Raw genomic sequence first — 16,509 nt, 5'->3', positions numbered from 1 at the left:
AGAACTCCCATGTACCAACGCATCGCACGCATCGGCCTCGGCCTCAGTATCGTCCTCGGCGGCAGCGCCCAGGCCGCCGGGCAACTCAACGTGGTCAGCTGGAGCGGCTATTTTTCGCCGCAGTTGCTGGAGAAATTCGAGAAGGAGAGCGGCATCCGCGTCACCGTGGACTCCTATGACTCCAACGAGACGCTGCTGGCCAAGCTCAAGCAGGGCGGCGCCGGCTACGACGTGGCGATCCCCTCGCAACAGTTCGTCCCGATCCTGGTCGAGGAGCGGTTGCTGGAGCGCTTCGACCCGGCCGCCGAAGCCTACTACGCCAACCTGGTCGACAACCTGAAGAAACCCGCCTGGGACCCGGAGGGCGCCTACAGCGTGCCCTTCATCTGGGGCACCACCAGCGTGGTGCTGGACGGCGCGCGCTACGCCGGGCCGGCCGACAGCTACGCGGTGCTCTACCAGCCGCCGGAGGAACTGCGCGGGCGGATCAACATGTTCGACTCGGTGAGCGAGGTGGTGGACATGGCCAGCCTGTACCTGGGCATCCCGCTCTGCAGCGAGGACCCGAAGCAGATGCAGCGCGTCCTCGACCTGCTCAAGGCGCAGAAGCCCTTCGTCAAGACCTACAGCTCCAAGGCCGGCTCGATCCGCGAGAACCTCGCCGCGGGCGAGGTGGACATGTCGATGTTCTGGGGCGGCTCGTCGCTGCGCGCGCGCGAACTCAAGTCGAGCCTGAAGTACCTGTATCCGAAGGAAGGCGTGCTGGCCTGGGTCGACAACCTGGTGATCCCGCGCGGCAGCCGCAATCCGGACAACGCGCGGCGCTTCATCGCCTTCCTCGCCCAGCCGGAGAACGCCGCGCTGACGCAGAACTTCCTCAAGCACCAGAGTCCGGTGAAGGGCGTCGAGCCCTACCTCGAACCCGGCCTCAAGGACGCCCCGGAGTTGCATGTCCCCGAAGGCACCCGCGTGGTGTTCAGCCAGACCTGCGGCGAAGCCGCGATCCGCCTGGCCGACCGCCTGTGGACCAACCTGATGCGCTGAGCGCGCCACCGTTTCGCGCCCCGATCACGGGGCGCTCTTTCCCGACTGCCAGGGTTCCGACCGCCGATGAACCGCTATCCCCCGATCAACGAACTGGTGCTGCTCCAGGCCCACCAGCTCGCCGAACGCATCCGCCTGCGCCAGGTGTCCTGCCGCGAGGTGATGCAGGCCTACCTGGCGCACATCGAGCGCTTCAACCCACGGGTCAACGCCCTGGTCAGCCTGCTGCCGGCGGAACACCTGCTGGCCGAGGCCGCCACCCGCGACGACGAACTCGCCCGTGGCCAGTACCGTGGCTGGATGCACGGCCTGCCGCACGCGATCAAGGACCTGTCGCTGACCCGCGGCATCCGCACCACCCTGGGCTCACCGCTGTACCGCGACTATGTTCCCGAGCGCGACGGAATAATGGTCGAGCGGATCAGGGCCGCCGGCGCGATCCTCATCGGCAAGACCAATACGCCGGAATTCGGCCTCGGCTCGCAGACCTACAACCCGCTGTTCGGCGCCACCGCCTGCGCCTACGACGAGCGCCTCAGCGCCGGCGGCAGCAGCGGCGGCGCGGCCGCCGCGCTGGCCCTGCACCTGGTGCCGGTGGCCGACGGCAGCGACATGATGGGCTCGCTGCGCAATCCGGCGGCGTTCAACAATGTCATCGGCTTCCGCCCTTCCCAGGGACGCGTGCCGTTCGACGACAGCGCCGACCTGTTCTTCGACCAGCTCGGCTATGAGGGCCCGATGGGGCGCAGCGTGCGCGATACCGCCCTGCTGCTCTCGGTGCAGGCCGGCGCCGACCGCCGCGCGCCGCTGTCCATCGCCGAACCCGGCGCGTCGTTCGCCGCGCCGCTGGAGCGCGATTTCGCCGGCACCCGGCTGGGCTGGCTGGGCGACCTCGATGGCTACCTGCCGATGCAGGACGGCATCCTGCAACTCTGCCAGCGCGCGCTCGGTGACTTCCGCAGCCTCGGCTGCGAGGTCGAGGAGGCGGCCCTCGGCTTCGCTCCGGAACGCCTCTGGGAGTCCTGGCGCACCCTGCGTCACTGGCTGGTGGCCGGCTCGCTCGGGGCACTCCACGCCGATCCGGCGAAGCGCGCCCAGCTCAAGCCCGAAGCGCTCTGGGAAGTGGAGAACGGCCTGCGCCTGGGCGCCGACGCGGTGTACCGCGCCTCGGTCATCCGCAGCGACTGGTACCGCGCCATTGGCCGGCTGTTCGAACGCTATGACTACCTGCTGCTGCCCAGCGTCCAGGTGTTTCCCTTCGCCAAGGAGATTCCCTGGCCGCGCAGCATCGAAGGCGTGGCGATGGACACCTACCACCGCTGGATGGAAGTGGTAGTTCCCGGCAGCCTGTCCGGCTGCCCGGTGGCCAACGTACAGGCGGGCTTCAACGCCGCCGGGCTGCCGATGGGCCTGCAAATCATCGGTCCGCACCAGGCCGACTTCGCCGTGCTGCAACTGGCCCATGCCTACGAGCAGGCCAGCCGCTGGTTCGAACGGCAGCCGTCGCCGCTGCTGGCGGGCTGAAGCGGGCTCAGGCGCGGCGACGGGCCTGGCTGTCGATCAGGTACTGCAGGCGGAACAGGTGGCGGTAGCCGGCTTCCCAGGCGCCATGGCCGGACTTCACGTTGATATGCCCGGCCTCGGGCAGGATCACCGTCTCCGCGCCCCAGGCGCGGGCCAGGTGCATGGCGCGCTGCGGGCTGCAGGCTGGGTCGTTGTCCGAACCCACCAGCACGGCGGGGAACGGCAGCGGCTCGCGGCTGATCGGCGCGAAGTTGCGCAACGCCTCGGCGCAGCTTTCGCGCTCGACGTCGGCCGGCGCCACCAGCAGGGCGCCGCGCACCCGGTCGCGCACCCGGCGCTCGGCCTGGGCGGCCCATAGCGCCACGGTCACGCAACCGAGGCTGTGCGCGATCAGCACCACCGGCCCGGGCTGGCGACGTATCTCCGCGTCCAGCCCGGCGATCCAGTCGGCGCGCAACGGGGCGATCCAGTCCTTCTGCTCGACCCGCGAGGCATTGGGCAGCGTACGCTGCCAGTGGCTTTGCCAATGGGCGTCTTCCGAGCCGTACCAGCCGGGCACCAACACATAACGGACACGTTCGCTGTGCATGGAGATCCCTCCAGAAATCATCACCGGGAAAGTGTAAGGGAGTCTGCTTTATTCTCTAAGGAATAAAAAGCAATTTTATTATTCTATATATTTCTATAGGCCGATTCCGTTGATCCAGCGCAAGCCGACGGCAGTTTTCCGCGGATCTGCCTGGGCTCCCACGCATATCGGCGGTATACCTGAGCGCAGGCATCAGGTATCGGGACAGGGCCATGGCCAAGAAATTTCCCCTCCACCCCAGCCACCCGGAGCGCATCTGCTGGGGTTGCGACCGCTATTGCTCGGCGCAATCGATGGGCTGCGGCAACGGCGCCAGCCGCACCCAGCATCCCAGCGAACTGTTCGGCGAGGACTGGGCCGGCGAATGGGAGGTCGAAGGAACGGAGGACGCCAGAGAGCAGGAGGCGCCACCGCCGGGACAGCCCTGAGACGTGCCCAGGCACAGGGCGGGCAAGCGGCGGGAACGATGCGCGCGCATTCGCGGGCCCGCCATCGGCGGATAACGCCGACGAATCGTCCATCTGCAAAAAAACCGCTCCGGCGGGGCGATCGACTCGGTCTTCGGCAGGTTGATCGGGATCGAGCTGATCAGCAGCGGCGCGGTGACGATGAACACCAGCAGCAGCGCGTCGCCAGCGGGGTGACATTGCTCTGGGAAAGGACTTCGTCGCGGTCGCGGGTCGATAAGGCCATGCCAGAAACGCCTCCTTCACGTTGCGCGAGGCGTTGCCGGACTGACGCGCGACGGAGGATGGACGATGACGCGGAACGCGCTCTTCTGCGCCAGGCTGCAGAAGTCGTGGGCGAATTCGTCGGGGCCGCGAGCCCCAACACCTGAAAACGAAAACCCCGGCTTGGCCCGGGGTTTTTCGTGGTCTCAGCGGAACATCACTCCACCGCCTTGACCATGTCCTCGATGACCTTCTTGGCGTCGCCGAACACCATCATGGTCTTGTCCAGGTAGAACAGCTCGTTGTCCAGCCCGGCATAGCCGCTGGCCATGGAGCGCTTGTTGACGATCACGGTCTTGGCCTTGTAGGCCTCGAGGATCGGCATGCCGGCGATGGGCGACTTCGGATCGTTCTTCGCCGCCGGGTTGACCACGTCGTTGGCGCCGAGCACCAGGACCACGTCGGTCTGGCCGAACTCGGAGTTGATGTCCTCCATCTCGAACACCTGCTCGTAGGGCACCTCGGCCTCGGCCAGCAGCACGTTCATGTGCCCCGGCATGCGCCCGGCGACCGGGTGGATGGCGAACTTCACGGTGACCCCGCGGTGGGTCAGCTTCTCCGCCAGCTCCATCAGCGCGTGCTGGGCGCGGGCCACCGCCAGGCCATAGCCGGGGACGATGATCACGCTGTCGGCGTTGGTCAGCAGGAACGAGGCATCGTCGGCCGAACCGGACTTCACCGGGCGCTGCTCCTTGGAACCCGCCGGGCCGCCGGCGTCGGCTTCGGCGCCGAAGCCGCCGAGGATGACGTTGAAGAACGAGCGGTTCATCGCCTTGCACATGATGTAGGAGAGGATCGCGCCCGAGGAACCGACCAGCGAGCCGGCGATGATCAGCATCGAGTTGTTCAGCGAGAAACCGATCCCCGCCGCGGCCCAGCCGGAATAGGAGTTGAGCATCGACACCACCACCGGCATGTCGGCGCCGCCGATCGGGATGATGATCAGCACGCCGAGGACGAAGGCCAGCGCCAGCATCACGGCGAAGGCGGTGAGGTTGCCGGTGAACATGAACACCAGGCCCAGGCCGAGGGTCGCCAGGCCAAGCACCAGGTTCAGCAGGTGCTGCCCGGAGAACTGCACCGGGGTGCCCTGGAACAGGCGGAACTTGTACTTGCCGGAGAGCTTGCCGAAGGCGATCACCGAACCGGAGAAGGTGATGGCGCCGATGGCCGCGCCGAGGAACAGCTCCAGGCGGTTGCCGGTGGGAATGGTGTCGCCCAGCTGCGCGACGATCCCCAGCGACTGCGGCTCGACCACCGCGGCGATGGCGATGAACACCGCGGCCAGGCCGATCATGCTGTGCATGAAGGCGACCAGCTCGGGCATCTTGGTCATCTCGACGCGCTTGGCCATGATCGAGCCGGCGCTGCCGCCGACCAGCAGGCCGACGAGGATGTAGCCGACGCCGGTGGTGGCGATCTCCGCGCCCAGCTTGAACACCAGGCCGACGGTGGTAGCCACGGCGATGGCCATGCCGACCATGCCGAAGAGGTTGCCGCGGCGCGAGGTAGTCGGGTGCGACAGGCCTTTCAGGGCCTGGATGAAGCAGACCGAGGCGATGAGGTACAGGAGGGTGACCAGGTTCATGCTCATCAGTGGCCCCCGCCTTCGGCGCTTTCTTCTTGAACATTTCCAGCATGCGCCGGGTGACCAGGAAGCCACCGAACACATTGACCGCGGCCAGGGCCACGGCGAGGGTGCCCATGGCCTTGCCCAGCGGGGTCACGGTCAGGGCGGCGGCGAGCATGGCACCGACGATGACGATCGCGGAAATCGCGTTGGTCACCGCCATCAGCGGGGTGTGCAAGGCAGGAGTGACGTTCCATACCACGTGGTAGCCGACGTACACGGCCAGCACGAAGATGATCAGGTTGTAGATCCCGTCAGAAATGATATCCATCGTTTTCACCGGTCTTCAGGGCGCAGGCGCGAGGCGTGCGCATTTATCGTTATCGAAGCTTCCCGACGCAGCGGCTCAGCCGTTCTTGCGCACCACCTGGCCGTCGCGGCACATCAGGCAGGCGGCGACGATGTCGTCCTCGAGGTTCACGCTGAAGCCTTCGGCGCTCAGGGTGAGCTTGAGGAAGTCGAGGATGTTGCGCGCGTACAACGCCGAGGCGTCCGCCGGAACCAGCGCGGCCAGGTTGCTGTGGCCGACGATGGTCACGCCGTGCCGGACCACGACCTGGTCGGCCTCGGTCAGCGGGCAGTTGCCGCCCTGGGCGGCGGCCAGGTCGATGACCACCGAGCCCGGCTTCATCTCCGCCACGGTCGCCTCGTGCAGCAGCGTCGGCGCCTTGCGGCCGGGGATCAGCGCGGTGGTGATGACGATGTCCGACTGCCTGGCGCGCTCGTGCACGGCTCTGGCCTGGCGCTCCATCCACGAGGCCGGCATCGGCCGCGCGTAGCCGCCGACGCCTTCGGCGCACTCGCGCTCTTCGTCGGTCTCGTAGGGCACGTCGACGAACTTGGCGCCGAGCGACTCGATCTGCTCCTTCACCGCCGGACGCACGTCGGAAGCCTCGATCACCGCGCCCAGGCGCTTGGCCGTGGCGATCGCCTGCAGGCCGGCGACGCCGGCGCCGAGGATCAGCACGCGGGCGGCCTTCACGGTGCCGGCGGCGGTCATCAGCATCGGCATGAAGCGCGGGTAGTGGTTGGCGGCGAGCATCACCGCCTTGTAGCCGGCGATGTTGGCCTGCGAGGAGAGCACGTCCAGGCTCTGCGCCCGCGAGGTGCGCGGCGCGGCCTCGAGGGCGAAGGCGGTGATGCCGCGCTCGGCCATGCGGGCGATGTTCTCGTTGTCGAAGGGGTTGAGCATGCCGACCAGCACGGCGCCGCTTTTCATCTGGGCCAGCTCGGCGGCGCTGGGCGCGACCACCTTCAGCACCAGGTCGGCGCCGAAGGCCTCGGCGGCGCTGCCGATCGTCGCGCCGGCGGCTTCATAGGCGCTGTCCGGCTGGCTGGCGTTGACGCCGGCGCCGCTCTGGACGATCACCTGGTGGCCTTGGCCGATCAGCTTCTTGACGGTTTCCGGGGTGGCGGAAACCCGCGTTTCACCGGCATGGGTCTCGAGGGGGACACCGATCTGCACTCACGAATCTCCTGCGTGATTGTCGAGTAGTCCGGCGCACTGCGGATGGCGCACCGGCTGCGGAGGTCTAGCTCACATACCGCGGTTCGCGAACGAACCCTGGCGCGGCATTGTGCAATCGAGCCGAAAAGCCTTCAACAAGTTCTGAAGGCATACGACATGAAAACTACAAGTCATAAAAAGACCCGCCATTCCCAGACATCGGCGCCAGGCGCGTCCTGACTGGCGTGCAGCCTAGCCGGAGAGAGCGGCGCGAGAATATGACATCCCTGCCGTGAATGACCGGCTATCAGGTCAAGCCGCTACCGGCTTCGACGGGAAAATATCCTGCCAGCGCCGCGGAATACCGGGGTAATTAATGTTTTTAATACGCTGTATCAGCAATCCCTGATGCCTGGCCAAAGTAGCAAAGCAAATCTTTGACTACAAAGTCAGGATCGCCTTCCCATGGGCGCTTCAGGCTGATTTCCTAGACTAAAGGTGGATTGCCATGAGGGCAGGATAGACGCTGAAAAATGGCGAAACTGCGACAGCGTGTCGCATCTCCGCTACCAACATCCGCTGCCGGAACATGCACGGACTGATGCGCATCGTCCGCAACGAAACCCTGGGCCCCTACCTGCAGCGCGGCGAACTGCGGCCGCGCACGGGCGCAACCTGCCGCAGAACCTGGAGAACCTCGGCGCCCGCTGCGGCAGCACCAGCCGCAGCGGCCACCGGTTGTCGGCGGCGACCAGAGCGAGGATCGAACCGCTGGTGGAAGCGGGCCAGGCGCAGCACGCGACGGCTGAGCCGCCGCGCGGTTCCCCCTTCCGACTACTGGAGCTTCGGCAACCCCAGCGCGCCGCGCACCTCCTCGCGCACCGCGGCGAAGTCGGCGGCCACCGCTGGCTCGGCCAGCAGGCTCGCCACCAGCGCCGCGGCGGCGGTCCGCCCACCTTCCAGGTCGCTGGGGAAGTGCACGCCGGCGAGCACCCGGCTCTGCGCATGCTCCTCGGCGCGGGCGAAGAACGCGTCGTGGCGCTCCGGCACCAGCATGCTCAGCAGCGAGGCCTTGAGGTAACCGTCCATGGTATGGCCGCTGGGATAGGACTCGCCCTCCGGCGGCGGCAACACCGGGTTGACCAGCGGTGTCACCTCATAGGGACGCGGACGGGCGAAATGCTTCTTCGCCGGCATCAGGACCTCGACCAGGTTTTCCTGGGCGCGATTGAAGAAGCTGCGGGCCAGCGGCAGGCGTTCCTTGCTGAAGGACGCGCCCAGCAGGTCGCCGGCGAAGGGAAAGACGTTGTCCTCCCACTGGTCATGGGCGCGCACCCGGCGCACCTGCTCGGGTGTGCGCAGGCGCTGCGCCTCCAGCACCGCGCCGAGGTCGGCGACCGCCGCCGCCGAGTCCGCCGACGGCGGGGGCGGCAGGTAGTCGGCCAGGCGCGGCGGCTGGGCCAGCGGATAGGGCACGGCGGTTTCCCCGAGGCAGGCCAGCGGCGCGAGCAGCGCCAGGCAGAGCAGCAGCGAGGAGCGTAGGGTCTGGTTGTGGGTCATGGGGCGTATTCCCTGAGGCAAGGTTGCATCGGGAGCCGGAGGCTCCCTCCCGCGGCCGCTGCGGATGACGGCCGGCCACCTCACTCTCCGTCGGCGCGTTCCGAAGTGCTTGACCCGGCCTGCCGCCGCGCATGCCCGCGCGTGCCAATGGCAGGGGCAGGCAATTGGCGGGGCAGGGAAACACAAGCGCCCCATGGGACGACTTCCGAGACTGCGCCCACCTGGCATTCAGGTGGGAGAAAACAACAAATGCACGATCTCAGACACGCTGTATTCGCCGGCCTGCTTGCCGGCACGCTTTGCGAGGGGGCGGCCGCCACGGCCGGGGCCGGCGGGTTCATCGAGGACAGCGAACTGCAGTTCCTCGCCCGCACCTACTACTTCAACCGCGACTACCGCGACGGACCGAACAACGCCGGGCGCAACCGCTTCAAGCCACGCAGCGAACGCAACGGCTACCGCGAGGAAACCACCCAGGGCCTGCGCCTGCTGTTCGGCTCAGGCTACACGCCGGGCAACCTCGGCTTCGGCCTCGACGCCCATGCCATGCTCGGCCTGCAGTTGGACAGCGGCGGCGGCCGCACGGGCACCGGCAACCTGCCGGTGGGCGCCGACGGCCATCCCGAGCATCGCTACGGCAAGCTCGGCGGCGCGCTCAAGCTGCGCCACGGCGAGACCCGCCTGAAATACGGCCAGACCAGCACCAGCGCGCCGGTGTTCGCTGCCAGCAGCAACCGCACGCTGACCGGCATGGCCTACGGCCTGCTGCTGGAGGACCGCACCTTCGACGGCCTGCTGCTCGAAGGCGGACGCTTCAGCGCCGCCTCCGGCCCCGGCGAATCCAAGGTGCACGGCGAGATCAGCACCGTCTACGGCCGCCTCGGCGCCTACCCGGTGCGGCTCGACACGGTGAACTTCCTCGGTGGCCAGTGGCAGGCCGGGGAGCGCCTGCAACTGTCGCTCTATGCCGCGCGCTTCGACGACGTCTGGCAGCAAGCCTACCTCGGCGCCCGCCATCATCAGCCGCTCGGCGAGCGACGCGCGCTGCTGCTCGACTTCAACGCCTACCGCACGCGCGACAGCGGGCAGAGCCGCTTCGGCCGCATCGACACCCTGGCCAGCTCGCTGGCGCTGGGCTACGAGCAGGGCCCGCAGCGCCTGACCCTGGCCTACCAGCACGTCCGCGGCGAGCAGCCGTTCGACTACATGGCCTTCGGCGACGGCCGTTCCAGCGCCTCGATGGTGCTGGCCAACTCGCTGGGCTATTCCGACTTCAACGGGCCGGGCGAACGCTCCTGGCAACTGCGCTACGACCTCGAGCTCGGCGCCCTCGGCCTGCCCGGGCTCAGCCTGCACGCCCTGCATGCGCGCGGACGCGCCGGGGCCAGCGCCGCCAGCGCCACCGAGAGCATCTACGCCGGCCTCTACGGACGCGACGGCCGACACCGGGAAACCGACTTCGGCCTCGCCTACCGGGTCGAGGCGGGGCCTCTCGCCGGCCTCGCGCTGCGCGCCTCGCAGGCCTGGCACCGGGGCAACCCGACCTACCTCGACGGCGACGTCGACGAGACCCGGTTGATCCTCGACTACCCCTGGACCTGGTAAGACGATCTACCTACCGGCGCCGGTGGCCCCGGACACCTGGCAGCTCTACGAGTTGGCTCGCGATCCGGGCGAGCACCACGATCTCGCCGCAGCCAGCCGGGCAAGCTGGCGGAGCTGATCGAGCGCTGGAAACAGCACGTCAGCGAGACCGCGGTGGTGGAGGGGCTTCGCCCGTTCCTGCGGCGGGCGCGGCCTCTCCCCTGAAGGGTGAGGGGCCACTTCGCCGGAAGGAACGAGGCGACCCGGGTTCAGGCCGAGAACCCACCGTCGATGCTCAGGCTGGCCCCGGTGATGTAGGCCGCCTCCGGCCCCGCCAGGTAGGCGACGAAGCTGGCGATCTCCTCGCTGCGGGCGTAGCGCGGCAGCGCCATCAGGCCCTTGAGGGTCTCGGCGAAGTCGCCGTCGTCCGGGTTCATGTCGGTGTCCACCGGACCTGGCTGCACGTTGTTCACCGTGATCCCGCGCGGGCCGAGATCGCGGGCCAGGCCCTTGGTCAGGCCGACCAGCGCCGACTTGCTCATGGCGTAGGTGGCGCCGCCGGCGAACGGCATGCGCTCGGCATTGGTGCTGCCGATGCTGATCACCCGGCCGCCGTCGCCCATGTGCCTGATCGCCGCCTGGGTAGCGACGAACACGCTGCGCACGTTGATCGCCAGGGTCCGGTCGAAGTCGGCCAGCGGCAGCTCTTCCACCGAGCCGAAGGCGAGGATGGCAGCGTTGTTGACCAGGATGTCGATGCGGCCGAAGCGAGCCGCGGCTGCGTCGACGGCGGCGACGAGCGCGGCCGCGTCGGCGCTGTCGGCATGCAGGGCGAGGACGCTGGAGCCGGCGGCCTCGAGTTCGGCCGCCAGGGCCCTGGACTTGTCCGCCGAGCTGACGTAGGTGAAGGCGACGCTGGCGCCTTCGGCGGCCAGCCGGCGGACGATGGCGGCGCCGATGCCACGGGAACCGCCCTGGACGAAGGCGACCTTGCCGGCGAGGGGTGCAGAGGATACGGACATGGGAAATCTCCAGCGGAAAAGGAAGACAGGCCCTGAGTTTCCGCCGTCCATTGCAGACCTGCTAGCGGGTAATGGCTATATTCAGTCGATACCAATGGTTTATGCGGATCCCTTCTCCCCATGGAAACCCTCAGCAACATCCAGTGCTTCGTCCGCAGTGCCGAGGCCGGCAGTTTCGCCGAAGCCGCCAGGCGCCTGGGCCTGACCCCGGCCGGGGTGGGCAAGAACGTCGCGCGCCTGGAGAGCAACCTCGGTGTGCGCCTGTTCCAGCGCAGTACCCGGCGCCTGGCCCTGACCGAGGCCGGGGAGCGTTTCCTGCAGGAGGTCGGCGGCAGCCTCGCCGGCATCCAGACCGCCCTCGCCAATGTCTCCAACGTCGGCAACCAGCCCAGCGGCACGCTGAAGGTCAGCATGGGGCTGGCCTTCGGTCGCGACTACATCCTGCCGTTGCTCGGCGAGTTCCTCGAACGCTATCCCGGCATCGTTCCCGACTGGCATTTCGACAACCGCCAGGTCGACCTCATCGGCGAGGGCTTCGACGCCGCCATCGGCGGCGGTTTCGAGCTGCCTCCCGGGGTGGTCGCGCGCCACCTGACGCCGGGCCACCTGATCCTCCTCGCCTCGCCCGCCTACCTGCGCGACAAGCCGCCGATCCGCCAACCCGGCGACCTGTGTGACTTCGACGGCATCCGCATCCGCTCGCCGCAGACCGGCCGCGTGCGTCCCTGGCCGCTGCGCCGGCGCGACGGCGAGCAGGCGCCGATCGAGCTGCGCGAACGCATGACCATGAGCGACCCGGAAGCCACCTGCGAGGTCGCCGCCATGGGCCTGGGCATCACCCTGGTCTGCATGCAGCACGCCTATGCCTACCTGGAGTCCGGCACCCTGGTGCGGGTCCTGCCGGACTGGTACGTCGATGCCGGCAACACCAGCCTCTACTACGCGGCGAACAGGCTGCTACCGGCCAAGACCCGGGTCTTCGTCGACTTCGTCGTCGATTACTTCCGCCGCCAGGACCTGGCCCGGCGCTTCTGCGCCTACCCGCCCGGCTAGCGCCAGCCGCCCGTCGCCTCGGCAGCGAGGGAAAGGCCCTGGCACCGGCCTCGCCAGAAAAATGGCAGTTTGACATTACCGATTGGGACTCTAGTTTTAGAAAGCGCCGCCGACGAGCTTGGAAAGGCGCCTTCCGCACGGTCCCGGGGACCGCCAGGAAGTCCAGCTCCGATCCGGCACATGGAGTGCAGCATGCGCGAGTCCCTCGGTGTTTCGGTTCCATCCCGCTCCCTGGCCTTGACCCTGGGCCTGTTGTCCCTGCCCTGGGCGCTGTGTGCCGGGCTCTACGCCATGGGCCTCGGCGCCTGGCTGGCGTTGTCGCTCGGCTGGCTGGCCAGCCTGGCGGCCGCCCTGCCGCTGCGGCGCGCCGGCCGCCAGTCGGCCACGACGGACAGCGGCAGCGAAGCGGACGCCGCGCTGCCGGCCTGGGACGAGGCGCAGCGCGCGCTCGGCGAGGAAACCGCGCAGCTCGACGGCCATGCCCGGCAGGTCGACGAACTGCTGCATTCGGCGATCCGCCAGTTGAGCGACAGCTTCCATGGCCTCGCCGAGCGCATCGACACCCAGCGCGGCCTGTCGCACTCGCTGATCGAGCGCTACGACGGCCATGGCCAGGTCGACGAGGGAATCAACTTCCAGGACTTCATCCGCACCACCCAGCAAACCCTCAGCCTGTTCGTCGAGGCCACCCTGGAGACCAGCCGCACCTCGCAGCAACTGGTGGAGCGCATGGACCACGTGCGGCAGAAAATCGCCGAGATCCTGCAATCGACCCAGGACATGGATGCCATCGCCAAGCAGACCAACCTGCTCGCCCTCAACGCCGCCATCGAGGCCGCCCGCGCCGGCGAGAGCGGCCGTGGCTTCGCCGTGGTAGCCGACGAGGTGCGCGCGCTGTCGACCCGCTCCACCGAGTTCTCCGCCGCCATCCGCAAGCACGTCGATGTGGTCTACCACGAGATCCAGGACGCCGAGGGCGCCATCTCGCAGCTGGCCGACAAGGACATGTCTTTCGCCCTCGACTCCAAGCAGAAGATCCAGGGCATGCTCGACGACCTGGAGGCGATGAACCGCCACACCCTGAAAGTCATCCACGAGCTGGACCGGCTGTCCCTGGAGGTCGGCCAGGGGGTCAACGCGGCGGTCACCGCCCTGCAGTTCCAGGACATGAGCAGCCAACTGCTCGGCCAGATGCGCAAGCACCACGCGCGCCTCGGCGCCTTCGCCCTCGGTCTCGGCGCGCTGCGGACGCGGCCACGCCAGGAGTGGCCGGCGCGGGTCGCGCAGGAGGTCGCCGAACTGCGCCGGCCGCTGCCCAGCCCGGTGAACCAGAACAGCGTCGAGGTGGGCGAAGTGGAATTGTTCTGAAGCGCATCGATAGCCAATCCGTCTAACCGGATAACTATCCGACGAGAAACCGGCGCCAATAATTGAAATCCAGCGTACAGCGTCTTTACTGGAGCTAGCAAAGGGCCATCAGAGCCCTCCGCCACAGCCAACGAGCACACCACCTTCGCCGCCGAACCTGGCGCTGCGGTAGGGACACCGTGAGGAAGCAAGACCATGGGCAAACCGATTCTGATCGTCGACGACTCGGCGTCGATCCGCCAGATGCTGAGCTTCACCCTGAAGTCCGCCGGCTACGAGGTGGACGAGGCCGCGGACGGCAAGGAAGGCCTGGGCAAGGCCCAGAGCAGGAACTACAGCCTGGTGTTCACCGACCAGAACATGCCGAACATGGACGGCCTGTCGCTGATCCGCAGCCTGCGCAACCTGGCCGGCTACCGCAGCGTGCCGATCCTGATGCTGACCACCGAATCCAGCGATGCGATGAAGCAGCAGGGGCGCAGCGCCGGCGCCACCGGCTGGCTGGTGAAACCGTTCGACCCGCCGAAGCTGCTCGAAGTGACGCGCAAGGTCCTGCCCTGATTCCCGTTCCCCCGCGGGGGAGGTCCCATGCCCCAGGATATGAGCCAGTTTCTCCAGGTGTTCTTCGAGGAAACCGAGGAACACCTGGCCACCCTCGAACTCCTCCTGATCGCTCTCGACCTGGACCGGCCGGACAGCGAGACGCTGCATGGCATCTTCCGCGCCGCGCATTCGATCAAGGGTTCCAGCGGCATGTTCGGTTTCGACGACATCAGCGCCGTCACCCACGAACTGGAGACCCTGCTCGACCGCATCCGCTGCGGGCAGATGCGCCTGCGGCCGGACATGATCAGCGCCTTCCTCGAAGCCCGCGACGTGCTGCAGCGCCTGCTCGACGCCCACCGCAGCGGCCACGCCGACCCCGACGTGCCGCTGGACGAGACCGTTGAGCGCCTGCGCGGCTGGCTGCGGGCGCCGGAGGAACAGCCCGAGGACGGTTTCGGCTTCTTCGACGGCGCCCCGGGCAGCCCCGCCGAGGACGCCGCGCTCGACGATGCCTTCGGTTTCTTCGACGATGCCCCGGGCGCGCCGGGGGAAGCGTCCGGGACCGAGGCGTTCGGCCTCTTCGATGATGCGCCGGGCACGCCGTTGCCGCAGGAGCGCGCCTTCGGCCTGTTCGACGGCGCCCCCGGCAGCCCCGCCGCGCCCGGCGCGCCAGCGCAAGCCATCGCCGCGACGGCCAGGGGCGCAGCCGCGCCCGCGCGTGGCGATGGCGAGTCCGGCTCGATCCGGGTCAGCGTGGAAAAGATCGACAGCCTGATCAACCTGGTCGGCGAACTGGTGATCACCCAGGCCATGCTCGGCCAGCTCGGCGAGCAGCTCGAGCCGAGCCGCCACGAGCGCCTGCAGCACGCCCTCGCCCAGCTCGAACACAACACCCGCGACCTGCAGGAGTCGGTGATGTCGATCCGCATGCTGCCGATCAACTTCATCTTCAGCCGCTTCCCCCGGCTGGTGCGCGACACCGCCACGCGCCTGGGCAAGCAGGTCGAGTTGCACCTGCACGGCGAGCACACCGAACTGGACAAGAGCGTGATCGAGAAACTCAGCGATCCGCTCACCCACATCGTCCGCAACAGCATCGACCACGGCATCGAGACGCCCGCCGAACGCCTCGCCGCCGGCAAGCCGGCGAGCGGCACGGTGAAGCTCGCCGCCAGCCACCAGGGCGGCAGCGTGGTGGTCGAGGTTTCCGACGACGGGCGCGGCCTGTCGCGCCCGCGCATCCTCGCCAAGGCCCGCGAGCGCAACCTGCCGGTGCATGACGGGATGAGCGACGCCGAGGTCTGGCAACTGGTGTTCATGCCCGGCTTCTCCACCGCCGAGACGGTCACCGAGCTGTCCGGGCGCGGCGTCGGCATGGACGTGGTGAAGCGCAACATCGGCGCCATGGGCGGGCGCATCGACATCGACTCGGCGCCCGGCATGGGCACCCGCATCGGCATCCGCCTGCCGCTGACCCTGGCGATCCTCGACGGTCTGATCGTCGCCGTGGCGGCGGTCAACTACGTGATCCCGCTGACCTACATCGTCGAGTCGCTGCAGGCGCGCAGCGAGGACGTGCGCGGTCTCGGCGGCGAGGACAACGCGATGATCCGGGTACGCGGCGAGTACCTGCCGCTGTTCAGCCTGCACGAACTGCTGCGCATCGGCGGCGAGGCGCCGGCGCCGGAACGGGGCATCGTGGTGATCCTCGAGTCCGAGGGGCGCAGCTTCGCCCTGCAGGTGGACGAACTGGTCGGCCAGCAGCAGGTGGTGATCAAGAGCCTGGAACAGAATTTCCGCCGCGTGGAAGGTATCGCCGGCGCCACCATCATGGGCGACGGCAGCGTCGCCCTGATTCTCGACGTCGATGCGCTGCCACGCCTGGCGGCGCGGGAGGACACCGCCGATGAACGGCACTGAGGCAAGCCAGGCGCACGGCCCGGCGCAGGAATACCTGACCTTCACCCTGGGCCGCGAGGAGTACGCCATCGACATCCTCCGCGTGCAGGAGATCCGCGGCTACGACCAGGTCACCGCGATCGCCAACGCGCCGCCCTTCATCAAGGGCGTGATCAACCTGCGCGGGGCGATCGTGCCGATCGTCGACCTGCGCATCAAGTTCCACCTCGCCGAGGTCACCTACGACCCGTTCACCGTGGTGATCATCCTCAACATCGGCCGGCGCATCGTCGGCGTGGTGGTGGACTCGGTCTCCGACGTGATCGCCCTGGGCGGCGAGGCGATCAGGCCGCCGCCGGAGTTCGGCGCCAGCTTCGACACCGAATACCTGCTCGGCCTGGCCACCGCGGGCGAGCGCATGTTGATCCTGGTGGACATCGAGAGACTGATGACCAGCCGCGAAATGGCGCTGGTCGACGAAGCCGCGGCCTGAGCGGCGCCAACGAGGGATA

At 68.2% G+C, this 16,509-nt stretch carries 14 protein-coding genes and 4 pseudogenes; 10 read left to right on the top strand and 8 right to left on the bottom strand.

Going from position 1 to position 16,509, the window contains the following annotated elements:
• Positions 1-9: 9 nt before the first annotated feature.
• Entirely contained in the window at positions 10-1,044 is a 1,035-nt protein-coding gene (locus tag B7D75_RS01030) for an ABC transporter substrate-binding protein (RefSeq protein WP_107113659.1), read from the top strand.
• Between the two features lie 66 nt (positions 1,045-1,110).
• Positions 1,111-2,568 (top strand): amidase, encoded by a 1,458-nt coding sequence (locus B7D75_RS01025; RefSeq protein WP_043100082.1) that lies wholly within the window; start codon positions 1,111-1,113, stop codon positions 2,566-2,568.
• Positions 2,569-2,575: 7 nt separating this feature from the next.
• Here B7D75_RS01025 and B7D75_RS01020 read toward each other — a convergent pair whose 3' ends face one another.
• The gene (locus B7D75_RS01020; protein ID WP_053816496.1) at positions 2,576-3,157 is read right to left on the bottom strand and encodes an alpha/beta hydrolase; all 582 of its coding nucleotides are present in this window, start codon (positions 3,155-3,157) and stop codon (positions 2,576-2,578) included.
• Positions 3,158-3,369: 212 nt separating this feature from the next.
• Between B7D75_RS01020 and B7D75_RS01015 the strand changes: the two genes are divergently transcribed.
• Positions 3,370-3,585 carry a DUF3079 domain-containing protein gene (locus B7D75_RS01015; protein WP_058130016.1) on the top strand — a complete coding sequence of 72 codons (216 nt, stop codon included), beginning with the start codon at positions 3,370-3,372 and terminating at the stop codon, positions 3,583-3,585.
• Between the two features lie 104 nt (positions 3,586-3,689).
• On the opposite strand, the pseudogene B7D75_RS01010 reads toward B7D75_RS01015, so the two are convergent.
• From B7D75_RS01010 to B7D75_RS00980, 6 genes and pseudogenes are all read right to left on the bottom strand, one after another.
• Positions 3,690-3,850: pseudogene (locus B7D75_RS01010) on the bottom strand (ExbD/TolR family protein); the annotation flags it as partial.
• An 8-nt stretch (positions 3,851-3,858) separates the two neighbouring features.
• Positions 3,859-3,971 (bottom strand): annotated as a pseudogene (locus tag B7D75_RS01005) (MotA/TolQ/ExbB proton channel family protein); the annotation flags it as partial.
• A 74-nt stretch (positions 3,972-4,045) separates the two neighbouring features.
• On the bottom strand, positions 4,046-5,482 hold the full coding sequence (locus B7D75_RS01000; RefSeq protein ID WP_012073840.1) for an NAD(P)(+) transhydrogenase (Re/Si-specific) subunit beta: 1,437 nt from the start codon (positions 5,480-5,482) through the stop codon (positions 4,046-4,048).
• 7 nt (positions 5,483-5,489) lie between these two features.
• A pseudogene (locus B7D75_RS00995) lies at positions 5,490-5,789 on the bottom strand (NAD(P) transhydrogenase subunit alpha); the annotation flags it as partial.
• A 75-nt stretch (positions 5,790-5,864) separates the two neighbouring features.
• Entirely contained in the window at positions 5,865-6,983 is a 1,119-nt protein-coding gene (locus B7D75_RS00990) for a Re/Si-specific NAD(P)(+) transhydrogenase subunit alpha (RefSeq protein WP_034079370.1), read from the bottom strand.
• An 816-nt stretch (positions 6,984-7,799) separates the two neighbouring features.
• Complete coding sequence (locus B7D75_RS00980; RefSeq protein ID WP_034079371.1) at positions 7,800-8,525, bottom strand: acid phosphatase; 726 nt, start codon at positions 8,523-8,525, stop codon at positions 7,800-7,802.
• A gap of 249 nt (positions 8,526-8,774) precedes the next feature.
• Between B7D75_RS00980 and B7D75_RS00975 the strand changes: the two genes are divergently transcribed.
• Together B7D75_RS00975 and B7D75_RS00970 are read left to right on the top strand one after the other, a co-directional pair.
• A complete protein-coding gene (locus B7D75_RS00975; RefSeq protein ID WP_107113658.1) occupies positions 8,775-10,130 on the top strand; it encodes an OprD family porin in 1,356 nt (451 codons plus the stop codon).
• Positions 10,120-10,334: pseudogene (locus B7D75_RS00970) on the top strand (arylsulfatase); the annotation flags it as partial. The gene B7D75_RS00975 and the pseudogene B7D75_RS00970, both read left to right, overlap by 11 nt.
• A 44-nt stretch (positions 10,335-10,378) precedes the next feature.
• Here B7D75_RS00970 and B7D75_RS00965 read toward each other — a convergent pair.
• Positions 10,379-11,131 (bottom strand): 3-oxoacyl-ACP reductase family protein, encoded by a 753-nt coding sequence (locus B7D75_RS00965; RefSeq protein WP_034079373.1) that lies wholly within the window; start codon positions 11,129-11,131, stop codon positions 10,379-10,381.
• Between the two features lie 120 nt (positions 11,132-11,251).
• On the opposite strand from B7D75_RS00965, the gene B7D75_RS00960 reads away from it, so the two are divergent.
• From B7D75_RS00960 to B7D75_RS00940, 5 genes are all read left to right on the top strand, one after another.
• Positions 11,252-12,184 (top strand): LysR family transcriptional regulator, encoded by a 933-nt coding sequence (locus tag B7D75_RS00960; RefSeq protein WP_107113657.1) that lies wholly within the window; start codon positions 11,252-11,254, stop codon positions 12,182-12,184.
• A 180-nt stretch (positions 12,185-12,364) separates the two neighbouring features.
• Entirely contained in the window at positions 12,365-13,552 is a 1,188-nt protein-coding gene (locus B7D75_RS00955; RefSeq protein ID WP_394435454.1) for a methyl-accepting chemotaxis protein, read from the top strand.
• Positions 13,553-13,747: 195 nt separating this feature from the next.
• On the top strand, positions 13,748-14,113 hold the full coding sequence (locus B7D75_RS00950; RefSeq protein ID WP_011979214.1) for a response regulator: 366 nt from the start codon (positions 13,748-13,750) through the stop codon (positions 14,111-14,113).
• 27 nt (positions 14,114-14,140) lie between these two features.
• Positions 14,141-16,018 carry a chemotaxis protein CheA gene (locus tag B7D75_RS00945; RefSeq protein WP_107113655.1) on the top strand — a complete coding sequence of 626 codons (1,878 nt, stop codon included), beginning with the start codon at positions 14,141-14,143 and terminating at the stop codon, positions 16,016-16,018.
• On the top strand, positions 16,005-16,490 hold the full coding sequence (locus B7D75_RS00940; protein WP_034079379.1) for a chemotaxis protein CheW: 486 nt from the start codon (positions 16,005-16,007) through the stop codon (positions 16,488-16,490). The genes B7D75_RS00945 and B7D75_RS00940 overlap by 14 nt, the downstream gene beginning before the upstream one ends.
• The last annotated feature ends 19 nt before the right edge of the window (positions 16,491-16,509 follow it).

It is taken from the genome of Pseudomonas paraeruginosa, assembly GCF_003025345.2.
Lineage (GTDB): Bacteria > Pseudomonadota > Gammaproteobacteria > Pseudomonadales > Pseudomonadaceae > Pseudomonas > Pseudomonas paraeruginosa.
Note: the sequence above shows the minus strand (reverse complement) of the source record. Positions and strands in the feature narration are given on the sequence as shown.